The organism is Mucilaginibacter sp. RCC_168, assembly GCF_041355315.1.
Taxonomy (GTDB): domain Bacteria; phylum Bacteroidota; class Bacteroidia; order Sphingobacteriales; family Sphingobacteriaceae; genus Mucilaginibacter.
Window position 1 is genome coordinate 44,618 of record NZ_JBFUPN010000028.1, and the last position, 21,849, is coordinate 66,466.

Here is a 21,849-nt window from a genome sequence, read left to right on the forward strand (position 1 = left end):
CAACAGCCCGAATGATAATATTTGTGACATTATGCTTCGGGTTTAAATAGGTTGATGCCGATGATGCCATTCAGCAATATTTTGGAGTTGAAAGGCAGATCCACCCATTGCGGCGCGTTTACATCGCTGCGCGGCACCTCCTGCTCATTAATTAAGGTAAGCTCGCCAAACGAGGCCAGGTAAAATTTACCATCGGCCTTATTTAGGCGTATACGCAGGTGCGGGGTATTCACCCAATCGCTTGGTACTTTAAATATGGCACGTTCCTCACGGCTTTCTTCATTACCCGATACTACAATATCATCGTCCATTACCAGATACTCCACCTTTCGGCCCACAAACTGTTTGTCGGGCATAATGGTATCCAGGCGGGCTAATACTTTATCGCCGGGCCGGTCAATTTCTTTTTCTTTATGGTTCAGATCATAGGCATAAGGCAGTTCGTAATAGCCCTCACTGTAATAGGTAAAGCCTTTGAGTATGTCGTTGCTGATATCCAGTGTTTGGGCCACACCGGTATGCCTGGGGATGAAAGTTACCCGTAAATTCTCTTCCTTTTTATCGCTGCCAGGCAACAGCTTGCCAATAAAACCTTTATCACCTTTGGCATAATCTGGGTGCGAAACCAACCGGAATACCCATTTGGAACTGGAAGGCTCTACCTTTTTGCCAACTTCCTGGTATTCACGTAATACTTCATAAAACTTTTTTACCGATTCATTAACGATGATACCAAAAAGGCCGGAGCGGTTATTGATAAATTCCTGGTAGTCTTCTTCGTTAAAGCTGATGATAAATTCGTGGTAAAATACCACCCTATCGGCAAATGAAAGCTGGCCGATAGATTCCTTAAATTTTTCGATGATGTATAAATAAACATCATCGGGGGTAAGCGCTTTTATAGTAGCGGCCTCGGCATTGGCTGGTTTCCCGTTCGGCAAAAACCAATCCTGCAGCCCTATTTTTTGCCAGAATGTTGATTTTGATTCCATTCTTTATTAAATTCTAAATACTAAGTTCTAAACTCTAAGTTCTAAATACTAAACTCTAAAACCCAAATTATAAATCCTTGATCTTTAATCCCTTAATCCTTGATCCATTCAAAGCTAAAAATTCAAATTAGAGGTATCCTTGGTTTTGGCGCTGTCGCGATAAAACTGGGGTTCCTGTGTATTTGTTTTTTTATATTTCATACCCTTGAGTATAGAATCGGTTTGCGAATCAACTTCTGGCGGTATACCCGACTCATCATTAGTTGGGGTAGTGTCCTGCTGTTGTTTCTCAGGTTCCTTTTTTTGTTGCGGAAGTATAACATTCTTAGCGGAATCCACCGGCTTTTTCGACTTAAAAAGCCGGTTATAAACACCATGATATATCCTGTCGCCATATTTGCTTAATACCGCTGCCGAAAACACAGTAAAACCGCAAAGCATGATTATAAAAAACACAAAAATTGGTTTCGACATGCGCACCTGTTTTCCATCGTCTACAGGTTTTTCAACCTCTCCGGTGATTACAGGCTGAACCATTTTACTATTTTCGGCTTCCTGGTAATATAAAAGTAAGCCCTGCAAGCGCTCGTTCTCTTTAAGCAATACCGATGAGTTCCAACTGTCATCTACCTGGTTATTACTCACTGCCGATATACTGCTGTGCATCAAGGTTTCCTGCAGCTCAATACCATCAGCAAACCTATCCTCCGGATCTTTTTTAAGGCATTTGGCCACTATCTGCAGCAGCCAGGCCGGTACCAGCATTTCGTGTTCTTTCTTCTTATCTGGCCAGCTTTCCGGCAGATTGTTTTTGCGCAGTTCCATCACATCGGGCACCGGAGATTCCATGTGGGCCAGCATCACGGCATTACGCGCGGTTTCACCATTATCGCGCAGCGGGAATGGTACTTGGCCTGCTATCAGCTCATACAAAATAACGCCATAGCTGTACACATCGGTCTGAAAATACATCAGTCCTTCGTTTTGCTCAGGCGCCATAAATTCAATAGCTCCCGCGTGCCGGATACTGGTACGGCGCTGATCATCAGACATAGCCGAAAGACCAAAATCCAACAGTACATAATTGCCCGTGTGGATATTGAACTTAACGTTATTGCTTTTGATATCGCCATGCTTTACGGAAACTTTATGACAATGAGAAAGCGCATTCGCCAGCTGATCAGCCAGTTTGATGATCTCTTTGATGGTAAAGATGGGTTCGTGCGGTGGCTTTAGCAGGTCCTCCAGATCGGGGCCATCAATAAATTCCATTTCGATAAACGGGAACGAACCGCTTTCTGTAATACCCGAATTCAGGATCTTAACTACATTAGGGTTAGGTTCTTCGTTTACCTTTTTTAATTTTTCAACCTCGTTTTGAAAATTACGAAAATTCTTATCGTCGGTACTTTCGGTATGGATGGGGGTTGGTAATAATTTTACCGCGGTAATAATGGGGCCGTAGCGTCTGCCTTTGTAAACTGAGCCCTGGCCGCCCGTTCGTAAAGCGCCCATATTCTCCAAACCCTCGGTTATTGTAAATACTTTGCTCATGGAGTAATTGTCCTCGTGGTGCTTTCGGTGTAAAATAACTTCATAATAAAAATTATATTATTTCAACATAACGCACGCATTAGTGTTTGGTATAAAATTAGGAAAAAAAATATGGATGAGGTGATTGATGTGCAGATATGCAGATTTCAGATGTGCAGATGAAAATAGTCAAATAAAATCATTTGCACATCTGCATATTTGCACATCCGCACATTTGAAATCTGCACAACCTACTTTACTACAATTTCATCCACCATTAACCATGCCTTTGCCCCGGCAATGTATTCGCCGGGTGGAATGATGCCTTCGTTGGTTCCTTTTACGCGGATGTACCGGGCTTGCGTGGTTTTTATATTCGCTCTTACCGCGTTGATCCCATTATCGTTAAAGGTAGTTTGACGGTACACCTCGGTATAGTTTTTTCCATCTGTCGATATTTCAAAGGTGAGGAGCGTAGGTTCCCACATTTTTTGCCAATGATATTTTAAAATATTGATGCCCAGTTGTGATACCGGCTGAGCTTTTCCCAAATCAACCACCGCTTCCAGATCATCACCATTGAAACCGTACCATTGCCCGTCGTTATACAGTTTACTGCCAAAAACTCCGTTCACCATGCCAAATGTATTGCCGGGATTATATCCACCTTGAGGCTGGTTGGTAAGTGTTACCGTTTTACCTATAGCTTTATGAAGATGAAAATCTTTTTCATATACGCGCCCATATTGCTTTGTTCCGCTAAATACAGCTGCCTTTATTTTACCCGATGTACTGATCAAGAACGGTTTGTCATACTTCTTACTTTTTAATCCTGGTGTAGTGCCATCGGTGGTATAATAGATCTGACTGCCAGGCAAAGTACTGCTTAAAGCCAACTGCACCTGACGGTCTGCCGATTCCGTAACACTATCGGTAATTTCATCGAAAGCATCAGCCGCGCTAATATTTAGTTGTTTAAGGAGTGGTTGTTCGTAACGCAAACGTTTCAAAAAGTTGGGATAGCTTTTATTTCCCTTGTCTGTCCAGCCAATTTCGGCCAAAGCCAGAATCCTTGGAAATATCTGGTGCTCAGCTTGTGCGGTGCTGGCCAGGTATTCGCTCCAGGCATTGGCTTGCACACCTTTAATATATTTGGCTTCATCACCGCTTAATTCTTTGGTTATCGGCTCGTAATTATAAACTTTACTTAATGGCGTGTACCCGCCGCCTGCCAACGGTTCGCTGGGATACAAGGATTGATAATAATCCAGGTAAACATATTTTTCAGGTGTCATGATGGCGTTATGATGCAGCTTGGCTGCGGAAATGCCACCCTCCTCGCCTGTCCAGCTCATCACCGTGGCGCCAGGCGCCAATCCGCCTTCGAGGATCTCGTCCCAGCCAATGATCTGCCGCCCTTTGCTGTTCAGGTATTTTTCCATCCGGCCAATAAAATAACTCTGCAACTCGTGCTCATCTTTCAAATGCTCATCTTTAATGCGTCGTTGGCATTTTGGACAGGTTTTCCATTTGGTTTTCGGGCATTCGTCACCGCCGATATGAATATATTTAGACGGAAAAAGCGGCAGCACTTCGTCCAGCACATTTTGTAGAAAGGTAAACGTCTGCTCGTTGCCGGCACAATACACATCGTCAAATATTCCCCAGTAAGTGGCTGTTTTATAAGGACCGCCGATACATCCCAGTTCTGGATAAGCCGCCAATGCTGCCAGTGCATGACCGGGCATTTCAATTTCCGGGATAATGCTGACATGTCTTTCCATAGCATATTTCACTACAGCTTTTACTTCCTCCTGGGTATAATAGCCTCCATAACGTTTGCCATCAAAGCGGTGCGGACTATCCTTTTTATGACCAATAATGGTTTCATCGCGATAAGCGGAAATGCTTTGCAGCAGTGGATATTTTTTGATCTCGATGCGCCAGCCCTGATCATCAGTGAGGTGCCAGTGAAAAGTATTGATCTTGTAAAGGGCCAGCAGATCTATCCATTTTTTAATAGCATCCACTTTAAAAAAATGACGGCTTACATCCAAATGCATCCCCCGGTAGGCAAATCGCGGATGATCCTCGATAGTACATCCCTGTACAGTTACTTTTCCGTTTGATTTATACAGTAGTTGAACCAATGACTGCAAGCCATAAAACACGCCGGCCAGATCATGCCCGATAATACTGATCTGTTTTGAGGTTACAGATAATTGATAGCCCTCGGGCTCTGTAATCTTATTAGAATTTATACTTAATTGAATGGAAGGAGCAATAGTTTTTTTGACTGATAAGTTATATCCCGCCAGTTGATGAAAATATTGGTTAAAAAAAATCAGATTATCTGTACTGATACCATCACCGATATCTATAGCCACAGCAGGCGAGAACCTGAATACCTCACCGTTTTTTTGAATGCTATAAGGCTGTGGTATAATACCCTGCTCTTTGACCTGGGCATGTACCACATTCATCAATAAACAAAAGCATAATGTATAACGGATATATTTTAAAACGACGGTACAGGTATTGATCATCGGCATGGAGTTGTTAAAGCCGAATATAGCTGTTTATGGTGAAAATTTTAACCTGATTACAGGATGGCATCAACTCACCCCGACGTCGCTACGCTTGTCACCCCTCTCTCCGCTTCGCACATAGAGGGGATTTTATTTTTTATTTTTCCTACCCTCTTTCCGGCGAAGCCGAAGGAGGGTGATCCATCCGCCAGCTGGCGCAGATAGACCGGGTGAGTAGACTAATTACAGCGCTCCGATAGCTTTTCGATAATTATTGATAGCTCTGATGATTGACTGAACGATCTCGTTTTGTCCTTCGGGTGAGTTCAGGTAATCTTCTTCTTCCGGATTATTGATAAAGCCTGTTTCGATGAGTACGGCCGGCATGGCGCTGTGAGCCAGCACCAATACGCCTTGTTCCTTTACGCCGTTACTCTCACGGCCATTGGTATCCACAAACTCGGTATTCAGCAGGTCGCCAAAAAGGATACTTTGCTTGCGGTATTTTTGGATGTAGGCATTGAGGATGATGAGATTAGACGGATCACTTTCATCATAGCTCTCATAATTTTGCTTGTAATCTTTTTCAATAAATATAGAGGAGTTTTCGCGCACAGCTTCTTCCTGTTCTTTTAAGCGGTGGAAACCATAAACCAGCAGCAGTACACCTTTACGTTTATGTGCGATAGCCGCGTTACCCTCCGGTGACGAGTTACAATGTATGGAGATAAACAGGTTACCATGATTCTGATTGGCAATTACCGATCGTTGATTAAGCGGAATAAAGGTATCATCAGTACGCGTCATAATGGTTTTAACGCTGGTGATCTGCGAATCAATAGCGGCCTTTAACCTTTGAGCAATGGCTAATGTCACCGTTTTTTCGTTGGAGTATGATCCGCGGGCTCCTGGGTCTTTACCACCATGACCGGCATCAATAATAATAGTCTTAAACTTAAAAGTAGATGTAGTTGGAATAGTGTCCCTTCCAGGAGTAAATGAACAAAGACCAAGAAATAAAAAGAGCAACCCGCAGTTTACGCTTATGTAAAAAAGCTTTTTAGTAAAGATCATTTTTTAGGCGCTTTTTTACTGCACTTTGGACATAAGCCGGTAGCATACAAGGTAAAACCAGTGGGTTCAAATCCAGGTGGAAGGGTTATTGCCGGCAGATGCAGATCGTCAAGGCAATAAACGTTTTTACAGTTGGTACAATTAAAATGCAAATGCTCGTCATGATGATGGCCTTCATCGCAATTGGAGCTGCACAGCGCATAATTAGCCGTACCATTTAAATCAAATACCTTATGAATAATGCCCTTTTCTTCAAAGGCATTCAGGATGCGATAAAGCGTAACCCGGTCAATGTCGCTCATTACGCTCTCCAGATCGGGCTGGGAAGTAGCTGCACTCCTTGATGACATCATGGATAAAACCCTGAGCCTTGGCGCAGTTTTTTTTAAATGATGCTTGTTCAGCAAATCTTCAAAATGAAAATTATTGCGGGTTTGTGCCATTTAATTAGGTTATAATATAAGCCTGCAAATTTAGCAAGAATAACTAATGGTTTAAAATAAGGTTTGGCTAATTGGTGAAAGTTTAAGATTGTCGCCTATCATTCAGTATACCGGCAATTGATCATTCTCTTTTATTAAATATCTGCAGCTGCCTGTGTATTTATAGTTTACAAAATGCGCGGCCGCAATCAGCAATCCGCCGGTTGGTACGATGATTACTTCTGGCCAGCCGCTTACAAACGCATGTCCCAGCAAAATAACTGCAAAACCTGCCAGCAGTAAACGTAGAGGCAGCAAGCGTTTGTGTATCCGGATATAAGACAAACTTATAGAATATATTCCGATGGCCAATGCCAGCACAATCATCCCCCATTCTATCCAAACATTAGCCAAAAAGCCCAACCCCAACAGCGGCAAACTGGTAAACAGCACCGGTACTATAGCGCAATGTATGGCGCACAAAGTTGATGCAGTTATTCCGATATGATCAAGCCAGGACGTGTTTTTTGGAATATTCATATGCAAATATAAAGCATAACGCAACATAATTGCATCAATTTAATTTCATATTTTTACAATATTTATTTTAACTTTTTGGTAACAACTAATTAATATTGACGTCAATACGTTATTTTTGAACACATTATCCAGATATAAACTGTGCCCAATACTGCTCTATATAGATTAAAACAAAACTGGCTAACTGCTTATGATACCAGTTTAAAACGCGTTAAGCTACTCATTGGCAGTATCCTCATAACAGCCATTATTAACATTATGCCCGGTTTTTTCAGAGGAATCGAAAGCCGGAATGGCATGATACTTAATGACTGGGTATTGACTCATTTGCCAGCCTACGATGTTTCCATACCTATTTTTGCGCTGATATGGGGTATGGGTATCCTGATGGCTGTAAGGGCTTTTTATAAGCCTGCTATTTGCACTACCTACATCTGGACGCTGATATTTGTTTGTATCGCCCGTTTTATATCCCTCACGTTGGTAAAGCTTGATCCTCCTCTGGGCCTGGTTCCTTTGGTTGATCCGCTCACCAGTTATTTTTATGGACATGCTGCCATCACCAAAGATCTCTTCTTTTCGGGGCACACTTCAACCATGGTGCTTATTTTCCTTCATCTGGAGAAAAAACGCGATAAGGCTATCGCCCTTATTGCCGCCCTTATTGTAATGGCGTTACTGCTTGTACAACACATCCACTACACTATGGACGTATTAGCCGCTCCTGTAATAGTTTATTGCTGCTACCGTTTTGCCCGGGCTTTTGACCTGTAATTAGTAGAGATCATATGCCTTTTAGACCTTCTTTGTTCTAATTTTTAAATGCAACATAATTGCATTTAATTTTAAATCGTTTATATTTGTCTCAAATAATAAGCGATGGAAAAGAAATTACCGGTAACCGTGCTCAGCGGTTTTTTAGGCAGCGGCAAAACAACCCTGCTTAATCATATACTACATAACAAGCAGAACCTGAAAGTAGCCGTTATAGTTAATGATATGAGCGAGGTAAACATTGATGCGCAATTGGTAGCCAATCAAAAAACGTTATCACGCACCGAAGAAAAACTGGTAGAAATGAGCAATGGCTGTATTTGCTGCACCCTGCGCGAGGATCTAATGATCGAGGTAGAGAAATTGGCCAAAGAAGGCAGGTTTGATTATTTGCTGATTGAAAGTACAGGTATTTCTGAACCGATACCCATTGCCCAGACGTTTAACTTCGCGGATGAAGAAGCAGGCATCGACCTGAGTCGTTTTTCGCGATTGGACACTATGGTTACTGTGGTAGATTGCTTTAACTTTTATAAGGATTTTGGCAGCTCTGAGTTATTATTAAACCGCAATCTGGTGGATGATCCCAACGATCACCGTACCATTGTTAACCTGCTTACCGATCAAATTGAATTTGCCGATGTGATCCTGCTTAACAAAACCGACCTGTCATCGCCCCAACGGGTAAAAGTATTAGAGGCCGTGATCACCAAATTAAATCCCGGCGCTAAAATATTGCATACCCAATTTGGCAAAATCGATCCTGCCGAGATATTGAATACCGGGCTGTTTGATTTTGACAAAGCATCGCAGTCGGCCGGATGGATCAGAGAACTAAACGGTGAACATACACCCGAAACCGAGGAGTATGGCATCAGCTCCACCGTATTCCGGTCAAAAAAACCGTTTCATCCAGAAAGATTTTATCATTACCTGCATCATGATTTCCCCCAAAATATTATCCGCTCCAAAGGTTTGTTCTGGATAGCTTCGGCACCCGATGATGCCTTGAATTTTTCGCAGGCAGGCGGTTCTTCACGCCTGGAGAACGCCGGCGTTTGGTGGGCCAGCATGCCTTATCAAAAGCGCATCAAATTTCATGACTTTGTAGAGAACCGGGAATTGATTGAAAAAAACTGGTCGAAAGAATTTGGCGACCGCCACAACGAACTGGTTTTTATTGGCGAGCATTTAAATAAGGAAAAACTAACACAAGAGCTAAACAACTGCCTGATCACCGATGCTGAATTTCTGGACCTTTTAGCCGGAAAAGCCTTCGCCGATCCCTTTACCCATTAAAATACCCTTATCTAAATATCTAAATCATGCAGTCGGTGCATAGAATCCATGAGATCACGGTACAGCTTCTTAAATGTCGGAAATAATTTGCTGTACCGCTCGTGGTTTTGGGCATTTGGTTCGATAACTATTTGATTATCTATGTGTATAAGCTGATCATAACTTTCAGGGTGCAGCACCTGCATAGCCAGGTAAATAGCGCCCACTGCCGATGCATCTTCGGGCTGCAATACCACCAGTTTTTTACCGGTAATATCGGCCAGGACCTGCGTCCAGGTAGCCGAACTTACAAAGCCCCCGCTAATGTTCACCTGGGTAATATTCACCGAGGCATCTTCCACCGTTTTCAATACATCATACAAGGCAAAGCAAACGCCCTCCAGCGCTGCCCTTAAAAAATGAGCCCGGGTATGAGTTGGTTTGATATTAAAAAACGCGCCGCTGGTCTGGGTATCCCAAAGCGGGGCACGTTCGCCATATAAATAGGGTAAAAAGATCAATCCATCGCTTGCTGCAGGTATGGTATCTATCGTTGTGAACAATTCGTCGTAATCTGCCGGGGTTAGTTTTTCTTTTTGCAGAAAGTTTTGCAGTAGCCAGTTAATGGCTATGCCACCATTATTTACCGCACCGCCGCATACAAAAGTATCCTGGTTAAGCAGATAGTTAAAGGTCATCCCCTCAAAATTATATACCGGACTTGGGCTGGTAATGCGTACAGCCCCACTGGTACCAATGGTAAGCGCGGCGATGCCCGGCCCGATGGTATGACTGCCTAAATTGGCACAACAGCCATCGCTCGCACCAATAACAAAGCTGGTTTTGGAGGTTATATTCAACAGAGCAGCTGTGTTCGGATTCAGATCATCACGATGGTAGGTGGTATTCCTTGGAATTGACAATTTATTGGCTGAAACACCTGCAAGCGCACAGGCTTCCGAACTCCAATCCAGCTTTAGTATATCAAACAAACCCGTAGCCGAAGCAATGGAGTAATCGACTTCAAAACTACCAAACAGCTTAAACCAGATAAACTCCTTGATCGATATAAATTTGTGTGTTGGTATAAACACTTCCGGTTTATTAGTACGCAACCAGATCAGCTTACACAACGGCGACATGGCATGAATAGGTGTACCGGTGATCCGGTATATTCCAGGACCTTGCGCCGAAGCCCTCAGTTCCTGTGCAATATGCTCACTCCGCGAGTCGGCCCAGGTGATCATAGGCGATAGCGGCGTTCCTATTTCATCAACAGGGATAATACTATGCATGGCGCTGCTAAAACTTACGGCAATAGGTGCATAACCTATCTTAGTGGTTATATCCTGCATACATTTTACAAAAGCCTGCCATATCAATAGCGGATCCTGCTCACTGTAGCCCGGCTCAGGACTATTAATAGGATAATGGTTTTGTACCACGCCCAAAGCCTTCCCGGTTAAAGCTACAGCCACCGCTTTGGTGCTGCCCGTGCCTATATCTATACCTAAAATGTATGATTGCATATCAAGTCCTAAATTAGGATAAAAAGACAATGGACGAAAGGATAAAAAACAAACACGTTCCTATTTGAGCTCCGTCGAAGCATGGTGGGCAAGCCTCTGCGCTCGACCCTTCGACGGAGCTCAGGGTGACAGCCCCTTTTTTGGATGTCATTCGTTTGTTATGTCTAATCATGGGCTATTACGCTTGAAAAGGGAATCGTACCATCTCCCGCCCTTTTTGTCTTCCCTATACATAGGGTTACAAACAAGCGCAAATAGACAAATCTCTCTCTTTTGGAAAGTAATAGCCCGTGAAAAGGCAGCGTTTAAACTTACAAGGTTAAAACAAGTGGCATAGCCTACTCACCCGGTCTACGCTTCGCTGGACCACCCTCTCTGCGGCTTCGCCGCAAAGAGGGTTGAGAAAAAGAAAGAAAAAAATCCCCTCTATGCGCGAAGCGGAGAGAGGGGTGACGAGCGCAGCGACGTCGGGGTGAGTCGATAGACGCTTAATTTTCGCTTTATGCCTTTTCATGGGCTATTACTCTTTGGAGAGGGCCGGGGTGAGTTTCCATGACAGTCCATGACAGTTTCAGCCTAATTATTCCCTAAATTAGCTTTACCAATATAAACCTGTTAGTATATGCAAATAATCTTTGGAGTTTTCTTCCATTTTATCGGCGGCTTTGCCTCGGGGAGCTTTTACATCCCTTATAAAAAAATTAAGGGCTGGGCCTGGGAAAGTTACTGGATAGTGGGCGGTATTTTTTCCTGGTTCATAGTACCGCCGCTGGCCGCATGGTTAACTATTCCGGGTTTTGCAGATATCATCGGTCATACCGAAGGCTCTGTTATCGGTTGGACATACCTCATGGGCCTGCTCTGGGGTATCGGGGGCCTCACCTATGGTTTGGGCGTACGATACTTAGGCGTATCATTAGGCAGCACCATTATATTGGGCCTTTGCTCCGTTTTTGGCGCCCTGATACCATCGGTTTATTATGATATCTTCCCAAAAGCTGGTAAAGATACTTTTAGCATGATGCTGCACTCTAACTGGGGGCAAATGGTATTGCTGGGCATTCTGCTTTGTGTAGCTGGCATTGTGATATGCGGCAAAGCCGGTATGATGAAGGAAAAAGAACTATCAGCCAATGGGACTATAGCCCAGGAAAATAAGGATTACCGCTTTGGCCTGGGTATACTGGTGGCTATTGTATCCGGGGTATTAAGCGCCTGTTTTAATTTTGGCATAGAGGCCGGTAAAAGCATGGCCGATACTGCAAATCAGTTTTGGCAGGCTGCTCATCCGGCACAGGGTAATTTCCTGTTCCAGAACAACGTTACCTATATTATTATCCTATGGGGCGGCCTAACCACCAACTTTATATGGTGCATGGTATTAAATGCCCGCAATAAAACTTTTGGCAATTATACCGATCAAAAAACACCATTGCTTAAAAACTACCTGTTTGCGGCGCTGGCAGGGACTACCTGGTTTTTGCAGTTCTTTTTTTATGGCATGGGCGAAAGCAAAATGGGTAATGGCGCCAGCTCCTGGATACTGCACATGGCCTTTATTATCCTGATAGCCAATATGTGGGGATTGATATTAAAAGAATGGAAGGGCGTGAGTAAAAGAGCCTTTGCCACCGTAATAACCGGCATAGCGGTTATCATTTTATCGGTACTGGTAGTTGGTTATGGCAATTCGATCAAGTAAACAGATAATTAAAACATTCAGTAACCCAAATCATTAATTCAAAACTGAGCAATTCTAATTTAAATCACTAATTCACTAACTCAATAATTCAATAATTAAAATATATGTCTGTCAGAACAACACCATTCAAACACGTAAGCTATCTGTGGGATGATGCCGAAGCCGCCAGGTTAGAAGGGGATGAAGTTGCCCTGTTAATATACCGCTCGAACCTGTTAGGGGCCGATCTGCGGCTCACTAATTACGGGGGCGGCAATACCTCGTGCAAGGTATTGTCAAAAGACCCGCTCACCGGCAGCGAGGTAGAGGTTATGTGGATCAAGGGCTCGGGTGGTGATATCGGTACGCTCAAAAAAAGCGGACTGGCAGCATTGTACGTCGACCGCCTGCGCAGCCTTAAAAACGTTTACCGGGGTGTAGCCTATGAGGATGAAATGGTAGAGCTTTTTAACCATTGCATATACGATCTGGCCTCTAAAGCGCCATCAATTGATACCCCCCTGCATGGCTTTTTGCCATTTAAACATATCGACCACCTGCATCCCGACGCCGCCATTGCTATAGCAGCAGCTAAGGATGGTAAAAAAATAACCCAGGAACTGTTTAACGGTACCATTGGTTGGGTGGAGTGGAAAAAACCAGGTTTTGAATTGGGTCTGCAACTCAAGCAATGCCTGGATGAAAATCCGGGTATCCGGGGCATTATGTTGGGTTCACACGGGTTGTTTACCTGGGGCGATACCGCTTATGAAAGCTATATCAATACGCTGGAAGTGATAGAGCGCTGTGCCGAATACCTGGAAGAAAACTATGGCAAAAAGGGCCCTGTGTTTGGCGGGCAAAAAATCCAAAGCCTGGATGAAGCCGGTCGTAAAAAGCAGGCTGCCGCTATTGCCCCTATCCTGCGTGGTTTTTGCTCCAGCGAAAGGCATATGATCGGCCATTTTACCGATGATGCCCGGGTGCTGGAATTTATTAACTCCAATGATCTTGGTCGTTTGGCGCCTTTGGGAACCAGCTGCCCGGATCATTTTTTACGTACTAAGATTAGTCCGTTGGTATTGGATCTTCAACCCAATGAGGATCTGAGCAATGTAAAAGCATTACAGGAACGTCTTGCACCGGCATTTGCTGCTTACCGCCAAATGTATACCGACTATTATAATACCTGCAAGCATGATAACAGCCCGGCTATCAGGGATACCAATCCGGTGATCATCCTGTATCCGGGTGTTGGTCTGTTCTCGTTCTCCAAAGACAAGCAAACCGCACGCGTAGCCGCCGAGTTTTATACCAACGCAATCAACGTAATGAAAGGTGCCGAAGCTATTTCTGAATACACCTCCTTACCCCGTCAGGAAGCTTTTGATATCGAGTACTGGTTACTGGAAGAAGCCAAACTACAGCGGATGCCAAAACCCAAAGCATTATCGGGCAAAATAGCCCTGATCACGGGCAGTGCCGGTGGTATAGGCAAGGCCATCGCCAAAAAATTTGTAGACGAGGGCGCGGTAGTGATCTTGAATGATATGAACACCGAACGCCTGAACAGCGCCGGCGAAGAGTTTAAAAAACAATATGGCAAAGACTCCTACACTACTGCAGTGCTGGATGTTACCAATGCCGGACAGATAGACGCCGCTTTAGAAACCGCTGCCTCAGCTTTTGGTGGAGTGGATATTGTGGTGAACAACGCGGGCCTATCTATATCCAAATCCATTGCGGATCATACCGAGCAAGATTGGGACCTGCTGTATGACGTACTGGTAAAAGGCCAGTTTTTTATCACCCAGGCCGCTGTAGCCGTGATGAAAAAACAAGATATCGGCGGCGATGTTATCAATATAGTAAGCAAGAACGCCCTGGTAAGCGGACCTAACAACGCGGGTTATGGCTCGGCAAAAGCGGCACAGCTGCACCTGAGTCGACTAAACGCTGCTGAACTGGGTACCGATGGCATCCGGGTAAATGTAGTGAACCCCGATGCGGTGATCAGCGACAGTAACATTTGGGCCGGCGGATGGGCCGAAGGTCGCGCTAAAGCCTATGGTATTACGGTTGAAGAGTTGCCCGCTTATTATGCTAAACGTACACTACTGAACCAGATCATTCTGCCTGCCGATATTGCCGATGCCTGCTTTGCCTTTACCGGCGGCCTGCTCAGCAAATCAACCGGTAATGTATTGAATGTGGATGGCGGTGTGGCGATGGCTTTTGTGAGGTAATTTTTTGGGAGCAAAGATTTGGAGATAAAGGACAAAAGATAAAACCAGCCATGTCATTGCGAGCGAAGCGTGGCAATCGCGAACTATACAGGGCAAATCTGCACAGTTCGCGATTGCTTCGTCGTTCCTCCTCGCAATGACATGGTTTTAGTAATACCTATTATAATTATAAACCAATAATCATGCAATTAGAGAAGAGCATTATTGATGAAGCCAACCACAAACAACAAACCGTGCACCAGCGCAAGTTTGATTTTGTGGCCGCTGATATAAAGGGGCTGGATACCGTTCTTAAAAAACTGGGCGATTTCCAGGTGGCTATACCCAGTTGGGCATTAGGTACCGGGGGTACGCGTTTCGGTCGTTTCTCGGGTGGTGGCGAGCCCCGCAGCCTGGAAGAAAAAGTAGAAGACGTAGGCTTGATACACGCCCTGAACAAAAGCAGTAACTCCATTTCCCTGCACATTCCCTGGGATATTCCAGACAATGCAGCTTCGATTAAAGCACTTGCCAGTCAGCATGGCTTACATTTTGATGCGGTAAACTCCAATACCTTCCAGGATCAGCCATCGCAGCAGCATAGCTATAAATACGGTTCCTTGCACCATGTAGATAAAGCAGTGCGCAAGCAGGCTATCGAACATAATATCGAGGTAATCAATTATGGTGTCGAACTAAATTCTAAAGCTCTATCACTTTGGCTGTCAGACGGGTCAAACTTTCCGGGGCAACTCAATATGCGCGGCGCCTTTGAACGGACACTGGTGAGCCTGCAGGAAATTTATGCTGCCCTGCCTGCCGATTGGAAACTCTGGATAGAATATAAGCCCTACGAGCCTAATTTTTACTCCACCACCATCGGCGATTGGGGTCAATCATATCTGTTGGCATCCAAATTAGGCAATCAGGCACAAACACTGGTCGATCTCGGTCACCATTTACAAGGTGCCAATATTGAGCAAATTGTATCGCTTTTGCTGATGGAAGGCAAACTGGCCGGTTTCCACTTCAACGATTCTAAATACGGTGATGACGACCTTACTGTGGGTAGCATTAACCCATACCAGCTGTTCCTGATATTTAATGAACTGGTAGAAGGTATGGACGCTCGCGGCATGAACCATGCTACCGGTATTGGCTGGATGATCGACGCATCGCATAATATCAAAGACCCGGTGGAAGACCTGCTACAGTCTGTTGAAGCCATCAAAATAGCGTACACGCAGGCGTTATTGGTTGATCAGCAGGCACTGAAACAGGCGCAACAGCAAAATGATGTAGTACTTGCCCAGGAAATTCTACAACATGCCTACCGCACTGATGTACGTCCGCTTGTTGCCGAATCGCGCTTAAGAGCAGGTGGGGCGTTACAACCATTGGAAGTATACCGGCAACAAGCAGTACGTCAGCAACTGATCAGCGAACGCGGCGCATTAGCCGTATCTACAGGTTTATAATATGGAGCCGATACCCGTTATAGCCGTTTTTGATGTGGGTAAAACCAATAAAAAGCTGTTTCTTTTTGACGAGAACTATAAAATAGTTTTTGAAAGAACGGCTCGCTTTACCGAAACTCATGACGAGGATGGCGACGCCTGCGAAAACCTGGACAGCCTGCGGTTATCGGTATTTGATTCGCTGCGCGAGATATTCAAACACAAAGAGTTTGACCTTAAAGCGGTTAATTTCTCCACCTACGGGGCCAGTTTTGTGTATGTTGATGACAGCGGCAACCCGCTTACGCCTTTGTATAATTACCTTAAGCCATATCCACCGGAATTAAGCAGGCAGTTTTATGAAACCTACGGCGATGAAGCCCGGTTTGCCCGTGAAACCGCCTCACCCGTTTTAGGCAACCTGAACTCAGGCTTACAGCTGTATCGCTTAAAATATCAACAACCAGAGGCATTTAAAAAGATAAAATATGCCTTGCATTTGCCGCAGTACATGAGCTACTTGCTTAGCGGGCAGATGGTAACCGACTTAACCAGTATCGGCTGCCATACTGCCCTTTGGGATTTCGGCAAGAACAACTATCACCACTGGGTTGATCGGGAGAGCATTTTACCCAAAATGGCCCCGCTTAAACCTGCAGACACGGTGCTTCCAGCTATATTTCCGGGAAGTACTTACAGTGTGGGTATCGGACTGCATGATAGTTCAGCGGCGCTTATCCCCTACCTGGTAAGCTTTAATATGCCTTTTGTATTGATATCAACGGGCACCTGGTCTATCAGCCTAAACCCTTTTAACCAAACACCGCTTACCGAAGATGAACTGAAACACGATTGTCTTAACTATCTGCAATACAAAGGCAGTCCCGTTAAAGCTTCTCGATTATTTTCCGGTTACGATTACGAGGAGCAGGTAAAGCGCATAGCCGCCCATTTTAACCAGGATGCGATAAAATATCGTACAATGGCTTTTGAACCGGCTATCGTTACCCAGTTACAAAATCAACAGGCAGTACAGCACAATTCTAAAAAAGGCGAACTGCAAAAATCAGTTTTTGAACTGCGCGATCTGCATGATTTTAAAACCGATACCGAAGCCTATCATCAATTGATGATGGATATTGTACAACAGCAAGCCGTTTCAACCGGGTATGTGTTAGAGGGTTGTAAAGTACAACGAATCTTTGTAGACGGCGGATTCAGTAAAAATGCTGTGTTTATGCACCTGCTCGCTTTCGCCTTTCCACACCTGGAAGTGTACGCCGCATCCATGGCACAGGCTACCGCTGTAGGCACCGCGCTGGCCATCCATCAGGCCTGGAATACCAAACCGCTGCCTCATGATCTTATTGAGTTGAAGTATTATTCAGGACAAAGTGAGGTAGTTTAAGGAGAGAACCAGGAGACCAGACCTCTAAGCAAAAAACCACGTCATTGCGAGGTACGAAGCAATCTCTATACTATACAGAGCGGCTCTGCTTATTGGGGATTGCTTCGTGCCTCGCAATGACGCTTTGATTTTATATTGTTTTATTATAACGCCTGCCTCACCAACTCCAAAACATCCACTATCAACCTCGGATCTTTAATGATCCTTTCATGCGTGGCATTTGGATATTCATTAGATGTGATAACCGGGTGCCTGTTTAAAAGCTCCTGCATGTAAGGGAACGGGGTCATTTTATCATCCTTGTCATAAGCCAGCCAGTGTTTTACCGCGATGTCTTCCTGGTATATATCGGCAAGGTTAAAATAAGAAGTAGGCACATCAAATATTTGATTAAAGTGCTCAAAAAACTTATCCTGAGCAGCTTTTGGCACGTCTGCGCTGTTCATGGTTACTATAAAGTTTTCCTTTAAATTCACCATAGGCGTTATATTGATCAGCAAGGGTGGCTTAATGCCGGTTTCCTTTATAGCCACAGTATTAGCCATTACACCCAATGAGTGACCGATCATAATATCAGGCGCACCATAAGTGCGGATGACGGCCTTAACCGCCTCCGCAAACAACAGCAGGTTGGAGAGCTGCCCTTCCGAGCTGCCATTACCCGGCGCATCAAACGCGATGATCTGTAAGTCATCTATGGTTCGGAGCGCGGTGATCAGATCAATAAAATCGGCTCCTTTTGAACCCCAGCCGTGGGTAATCAGCACTTTACGGCTGCCATTACCCCATATAAAGCCATTAAACTTTAGTATGGAATGACTAAAATGCGGATCATCAACTTCCAATGTAAATAGTGCTGCTTCATCCAATAACTGTTGCTGCTGTAACCTTAGCGGGAATTTTGGCGAATAGCAGATCAGCTGCCAAAGCAGGTCGGTTATGTCTTCGTTATCACTGTGTTGCAGCTCTTTTACCTGGGTAAAAATCTCTTTTATTTTCTTCATAGGTGGAGATTGGTATCTCCAAAGGTATAAACCGGCTGCAAAAAGCCACCCTTTACAGGATGACTTTCTAAAAAAATGACACCATTACGAAGAATTAAGATCTTTACTTTTCACCATTCCCCAGCCACAGAAGTGTATTGAGGATCAGCTTGTTTTGAATATCGTTATCAAAAGTTTGTGATTGCTCCTTGTTGGTACCGCCATCATAATCAATAGCATTATGCCCCATGTTAAAGTAAACCATGCGATAATTTTTGTTTGTCCACACTACCGGGTAGTAGCCGCTATGCCATATTTCGTAAGGTTTTGGCCCCGTGCCCAGCGGGAAACTGGTTGAATCAATAGACAGTAATATCTTAATATCCGGGTTGGTACGCAGATCCATTTCCCATCGATACCATTCATTTGGTGATGCTTTGAAGGTAACCGGCAAACCTTTGGTTACCGGATGCTTACGGTCCTCAACCCGCAAAATAGCCGAGGTAGGGTGCCAGGTATTGCTTTTATACTGCCCCGATCCCAGGAACTCATTATGATACCAGTCCCAGTTTTGAGGATAATCTGATGGTGTGAGCGCGAAGGCCGCGAAGTGGAAACCCATCCAGGCGCCACCGTTTTTCATATATTGCTCAAAAGCATCCCGTTGTGCAGGGTCATCGGCACGGGTATCTAAAAATATTACTATCTGGTATTTGGCCAGAAACTCCGGGTTCATGTTACTCCAGTTATTGGTAGAATCGTAGGCGAAATTATACTTTTTGGCCATGGCCGGAAACCACCGGTTAGCCTCGTGCATAAAACTGATATGCGCCTTATCGTTACGGCCTGTATAAAAGGCTATTACCTTAAATTTTGGTTTAATGCCTTGCGCCTTAGCGCTATACAAACTAAAACACAGGGTGCAAATGGCAATAGCCAGTGCTGCAATTTTCCGGAGACCTGTACGGTTGATCATAGTTTAAAATATGGTTTTGGGTTAGAGCCATAAAACTAAACGATTTTTATAAACCACGCACCCAAAAACCTGGCATGAGAGGTGATGTAGGGGCGGGAGGGAGAATCAAGAAGTTAGAGTCAAGACATAAGATCTTAACAATTCCACGACCCATTTATCGCACAAAACTTTTTAAACCTTAAATTTTAACACTTTTCTGCTCAAAAAGGGATTAAAAACGGCTAAAAAACGCTTCAAAAACATCGATTTTAACACTTTTTAACAAATTCCAACGCGGTTTTAGCGTGTTTTTAAAACTTTAAAAAGTATTAATTTTTGACTATCAAATAACCATAAAAAATCAGTCGATTTTCGGGCTATTTTCTCCCTTAACCCAACAGCCCGGTTCCCTTTTTAATCAGGAAAACCGGGCTGTTGATATATACAAATATACGCATTTTAGTCCGCAGTTTAAACGCGGAATGCGGAGTCAAACTTTAATTTATTTAGCCAGCGATTTGATCCACAGGGCAATCTTACGCGCTTCTTCTTTAGGCACCTGCGGCATCGGCGGCATCGGTGTCGAATAATCCGGCCAGTGCTCAGGCTTGGGGCTATGGATCAGCTGTATCAGTTCGGATACGCTGTATTTCCGTTTGGCCACATCTGTGTATGCCGGGCCAACCTGCCTTTTTGTAGCATTATGGCACGAAAGACAAGTATTTTTCAGCAAAAGAGGCTGCACTTCGGCATAGGTAGGAATAGCGTTTACCAACGTTCCAGATTTTACTGTCGCGCCTTTTTTAGCGCCCCCCGCTTTTTTCACACCTGCCGAAGCCGCTGCTTTAGCCGAGTTTACGGTACTTACCTCATTCATGGACAATTTTTGTCCTTCGGGGATATTATTCAAAGTGTAATATGCAGTAGGATGCACCAGGTTAAAATAACTCTCCTTATCGCGGATGGCAGCAAGCGTAATGGTATGGATATAGTACCTGCGTAAATTATTAACGATAAGCCTTGCCTTTAAGCCATCCTCTGATACTTTAACCCCTGTTATCGGGCATTTTTCGGTGTTCACCGGCGGACTTCCATATACGCCATGATATTTATAAATAAAGCTTTCCATGGAGTAGGATGCAATGTCGGCCGCTACCTTTTTATCAACCGGTTTGGTAAATTCTATTTCAAAACCATCGGGCATGGCCCTGATGGCACGCATTTCAAACGGAACTCTGTTATTCCATACCAAACGCTGTAAGCCCATGGTAGCTTCCCCCGCCGATCCCCAGCCACGGTTAGTTTCGCCGGCAGCTAATGAACCATCAGGCAGCCAGGCCAGCCTTACGATGCCCGATTGAAAACCGCTTCTGAAAGCCCAGGCCGCGCCCTGGTATTCGCCGTTAACTTTTTCCAAAAAGATCCGGTCGACCATACTTTGCCCCTGATCGCAGATCAGTAGTTGTCCCGAAAACGGGCCGAATGCCCCATCCGGTATCTTCACAATTTCGGAGTTAGAGATCCCTAAAATGCCATGAGGTAACCAAACCGCGGGTAATTGTAATTCCGGAAATTCCTTTTTAGCCTCAAACTCGGTTTTGAATTTTTCATTTACTACATCCTGCGGTTTTACAGGTTGCCCGTTTTTATCAAACTCAATTCGCGGATTGTTTTTAGCGAAGAACTGCTCAGACGTCAACTTTAGTGGTGAGTTCGGCAAGCCTGTCCAAACCAGGCTGGAAGGATGCCCCATGAAAGCCCCTTTTTTGATGGGCATAATACTGCCCGATCCAACCCAATCGCCCTGGTTATCGGCATACCAAAGTTCGCCATCAATCATACTGATACCACAAGGCGAACGGAATCCGGCCGCCCAAGGTGTAACCGTACCATCCTCCTTAATATTTAAGGCCCAGCCACGCCATGGTACAAAACTTTTAGGGTGCCACCAATCGGGCGGGAAACCCAGGTTCAGGGTTACAAAAAATGAACCATCAGGAGCAATTTTAGGTCCGAAACTGTATTCATGATAGTTGCCAGATAAAGGCCAGGCATAAATGGTCTCAAAAACATCGGCCTTGCCATCCATATTGGTATCCACCAGTTTAGTCAATTCACCGCGCTGAACAACGTATAAAGCGCCATCTTTCCAGGCGGCGCCCAGCACCTCATGCAAACCGGAAGCAAACTTGCGGAAGAAAGGATGCTGGCCGGTAGGATTTTCGACCATAAAAATATCCCCGCGACGGGTGGTTACAGCCAAAGTACCATTAGGCAGCGTACACAAGCCGCCAACCTCCAGTATAGTACCTTCGGGCGCCGGTACTTTCATGATCTTAAAAAAATCATCCTCTTTAGGCGATTCGGCCTGGGCCAAGGTATTTTTGATATCGCTTAACAGCGCGATAACGACAAGCGTACATAAAAACGCGCTCCTTTTTATCATTTGTTTTAAAGTATTATTCATGAT

16 protein-coding genes are annotated in these 21,849 nt (G+C 44.6%); 6 read left to right on the plus strand and 10 right to left on the minus strand.

The window, feature by feature from the left end; all coding sequences use genetic code 11:
• Positions 1-29 precede the first annotated feature (29 nt).
• The 6 genes from AB6735_RS23685 to AB6735_RS23710 form a co-directional block, all read right to left on the minus strand.
• Entirely contained in the window at positions 30-992 is a 963-nt protein-coding gene (locus AB6735_RS23685) for a hypothetical protein (RefSeq protein ID WP_370998593.1), read from the minus strand.
• Positions 993-1,106: 114 nt separating this feature from the next.
• On the minus strand, positions 1,107-2,546 hold the full coding sequence (locus AB6735_RS23690; RefSeq protein ID WP_370998594.1) for a serine/threonine protein kinase: 1,440 nt from the start codon (positions 2,544-2,546) through the stop codon (positions 1,107-1,109).
• 230 nt (positions 2,547-2,776) lie between these two features.
• On the minus strand, positions 2,777-5,071 hold the full coding sequence (locus tag AB6735_RS23695) for a family 20 glycosylhydrolase (RefSeq protein WP_370998596.1): 2,295 nt from the start codon (positions 5,069-5,071) through the stop codon (positions 2,777-2,779).
• Between the two features lie 225 nt (positions 5,072-5,296).
• Positions 5,297-6,127: an N-acetylmuramoyl-L-alanine amidase gene (locus AB6735_RS23700; RefSeq protein ID WP_370998597.1), complete on the minus strand. Its 831-nt coding sequence runs from the start codon at positions 6,125-6,127 to the stop codon at positions 5,297-5,299.
• Entirely contained in the window at positions 6,124-6,570 is a 447-nt protein-coding gene (locus tag AB6735_RS23705; protein ID WP_370998598.1) for a Fur family transcriptional regulator, read from the minus strand. The genes AB6735_RS23700 and AB6735_RS23705 overlap by 4 nt, the downstream gene beginning before the upstream one ends.
• Before the next feature lie 102 nt (positions 6,571-6,672).
• The gene (locus AB6735_RS23710) at positions 6,673-7,089 is read right to left on the minus strand and encodes a MerC domain-containing protein (protein WP_370998599.1); all 417 of its coding nucleotides are present in this window, start codon (positions 7,087-7,089) and stop codon (positions 6,673-6,675) included.
• Positions 7,090-7,230: 141 nt separating this feature from the next.
• Here AB6735_RS23710 and AB6735_RS23715 point away from each other — a divergent pair, with 141 nt between their 5' ends.
• Entirely contained in the window at positions 7,231-7,863 is a 633-nt protein-coding gene (locus AB6735_RS23715; RefSeq protein ID WP_370998600.1) for a phosphatase PAP2-related protein, read from the plus strand.
• A 105-nt stretch (positions 7,864-7,968) separates the two neighbouring features.
• Positions 7,969-9,162, plus strand: a complete 1,194-nt coding sequence (locus AB6735_RS23720) for a GTP-binding protein (RefSeq protein WP_370998601.1) — start codon at positions 7,969-7,971, stop codon at positions 9,160-9,162.
• Between the two features lie 11 nt (positions 9,163-9,173).
• Here the strand turns inward: AB6735_RS23720 and AB6735_RS23725 are convergent, their stop codons facing one another.
• Positions 9,174-10,670 (minus strand): gluconokinase, encoded by a 1,497-nt coding sequence (locus AB6735_RS23725; RefSeq protein ID WP_370998602.1) that lies wholly within the window; start codon positions 10,668-10,670, stop codon positions 9,174-9,176.
• Between the two features lie 622 nt (positions 10,671-11,292).
• Here AB6735_RS23725 and rhaT point away from each other — a divergent pair.
• The 4 genes from rhaT to AB6735_RS23745 all read left to right on the plus strand — a co-directional run bounded on the left by rhaT (position 11,293) and on the right by AB6735_RS23745 (position 17,441).
• On the plus strand, positions 11,293-12,372 hold the full coding sequence (rhaT, locus tag AB6735_RS23730; RefSeq protein WP_370998603.1) for an L-rhamnose/proton symporter RhaT: 1,080 nt from the start codon (positions 11,293-11,295) through the stop codon (positions 12,370-12,372).
• Positions 12,373-12,476: 104 nt separating this feature from the next.
• Entirely contained in the window at positions 12,477-14,597 is a 2,121-nt protein-coding gene (locus tag AB6735_RS23735; protein ID WP_370998604.1) for a bifunctional aldolase/short-chain dehydrogenase, read from the plus strand.
• A 182-nt stretch (positions 14,598-14,779) separates the two neighbouring features.
• A complete protein-coding gene (locus AB6735_RS23740; protein ID WP_370998605.1) occupies positions 14,780-16,054 on the plus strand; it encodes a sugar isomerase in 1,275 nt (424 codons plus the stop codon).
• Position 16,055: 1 nt separating this feature from the next.
• Complete coding sequence (locus tag AB6735_RS23745; RefSeq protein ID WP_370998606.1) at positions 16,056-17,441, plus strand: FGGY-family carbohydrate kinase; 1,386 nt, start codon at positions 16,056-16,058, stop codon at positions 17,439-17,441.
• Positions 17,442-17,584: 143 nt separating this feature from the next.
• Here AB6735_RS23745 and AB6735_RS23750 read toward each other — a convergent pair whose 3' ends face one another.
• The 3 genes from AB6735_RS23750 to AB6735_RS23760 form a co-directional block, all read right to left on the minus strand.
• Positions 17,585-18,445 carry an alpha/beta fold hydrolase gene (locus AB6735_RS23750; RefSeq protein ID WP_370998607.1) on the minus strand — a complete coding sequence of 287 codons (861 nt, stop codon included), beginning with the start codon at positions 18,443-18,445 and terminating at the stop codon, positions 17,585-17,587.
• A 103-nt stretch (positions 18,446-18,548) separates the two neighbouring features.
• Positions 18,549-19,400 (minus strand): ThuA domain-containing protein, encoded by an 852-nt coding sequence (locus AB6735_RS23755; RefSeq protein WP_370998608.1) that lies wholly within the window; start codon positions 19,398-19,400, stop codon positions 18,549-18,551.
• A gap of 481 nt (positions 19,401-19,881) precedes the next feature.
• Complete coding sequence (locus tag AB6735_RS23760) at positions 19,882-21,846, minus strand: c-type cytochrome (RefSeq protein ID WP_370998609.1); 1,965 nt, start codon at positions 21,844-21,846, stop codon at positions 19,882-19,884.
• Positions 21,847-21,849 lie beyond the last annotated feature (3 nt).

Excerpts from the sequence above, each read along its gene's own strand:
- AB6735_RS23720 (WP_370998601.1), top strand. The coding sequence starts at position 7,969 with ATGGAAAAGAAATTACCGGTAACCGTGCTCAGCGGTTTTTTAGGCAGC.
- AB6735_RS23750 (WP_370998607.1), bottom strand. The coding sequence starts at position 18,445 with ATGAAGAAAATAAAAGAGATTTTTACCCAGGTAAAAGAGCTGCAACAC.
- rhaT (WP_370998603.1), top strand. The coding sequence starts at position 11,293 with ATGCAAATAATCTTTGGAGTTTTCTTCCATTTTATCGGCGGCTTTGCC.
- AB6735_RS23735 (WP_370998604.1), top strand. The coding sequence starts at position 12,477 with ATGTCTGTCAGAACAACACCATTCAAACACGTAAGCTATCTGTGGGAT.
- AB6735_RS23710 (WP_370998599.1), bottom strand. The coding sequence starts at position 7,089 with ATGAATATTCCAAAAAACACGTCCTGGCTTGATCATATCGGAATAACT.
- AB6735_RS23740 (WP_370998605.1), top strand. The coding sequence starts at position 14,780 with ATGCAATTAGAGAAGAGCATTATTGATGAAGCCAACCACAAACAACAA.
- AB6735_RS23685 (WP_370998593.1), bottom strand. The coding sequence starts at position 992 with ATGGAATCAAAATCAACATTCTGGCAAAAAATAGGGCTGCAGGATTGG.
- AB6735_RS23760 (WP_370998609.1), bottom strand. The coding sequence starts at position 21,846 with ATGAATAATACTTTAAAACAAATGATAAAAAGGAGCGCGTTTTTATGT.
- AB6735_RS23695 (WP_370998596.1), bottom strand. The coding sequence starts at position 5,071 with ATGATCAATACCTGTACCGTCGTTTTAAAATATATCCGTTATACATTA.
- AB6735_RS23700 (WP_370998597.1), bottom strand. The coding sequence starts at position 6,127 with ATGATCTTTACTAAAAAGCTTTTTTACATAAGCGTAAACTGCGGGTTG.
- AB6735_RS23745 (WP_370998606.1), top strand. The coding sequence starts at position 16,056 with ATGGAGCCGATACCCGTTATAGCCGTTTTTGATGTGGGTAAAACCAAT.
- AB6735_RS23755 (WP_370998608.1), bottom strand. The coding sequence starts at position 19,400 with ATGATCAACCGTACAGGTCTCCGGAAAATTGCAGCACTGGCTATTGCC.
- AB6735_RS23725 (WP_370998602.1), bottom strand. The coding sequence starts at position 10,670 with ATGCAATCATACATTTTAGGTATAGATATAGGCACGGGCAGCACCAAA.
- AB6735_RS23690 (WP_370998594.1), bottom strand. The coding sequence starts at position 2,546 with ATGAGCAAAGTATTTACAATAACCGAGGGTTTGGAGAATATGGGCGCT.
- AB6735_RS23705 (WP_370998598.1), bottom strand. The coding sequence starts at position 6,570 with ATGGCACAAACCCGCAATAATTTTCATTTTGAAGATTTGCTGAACAAG.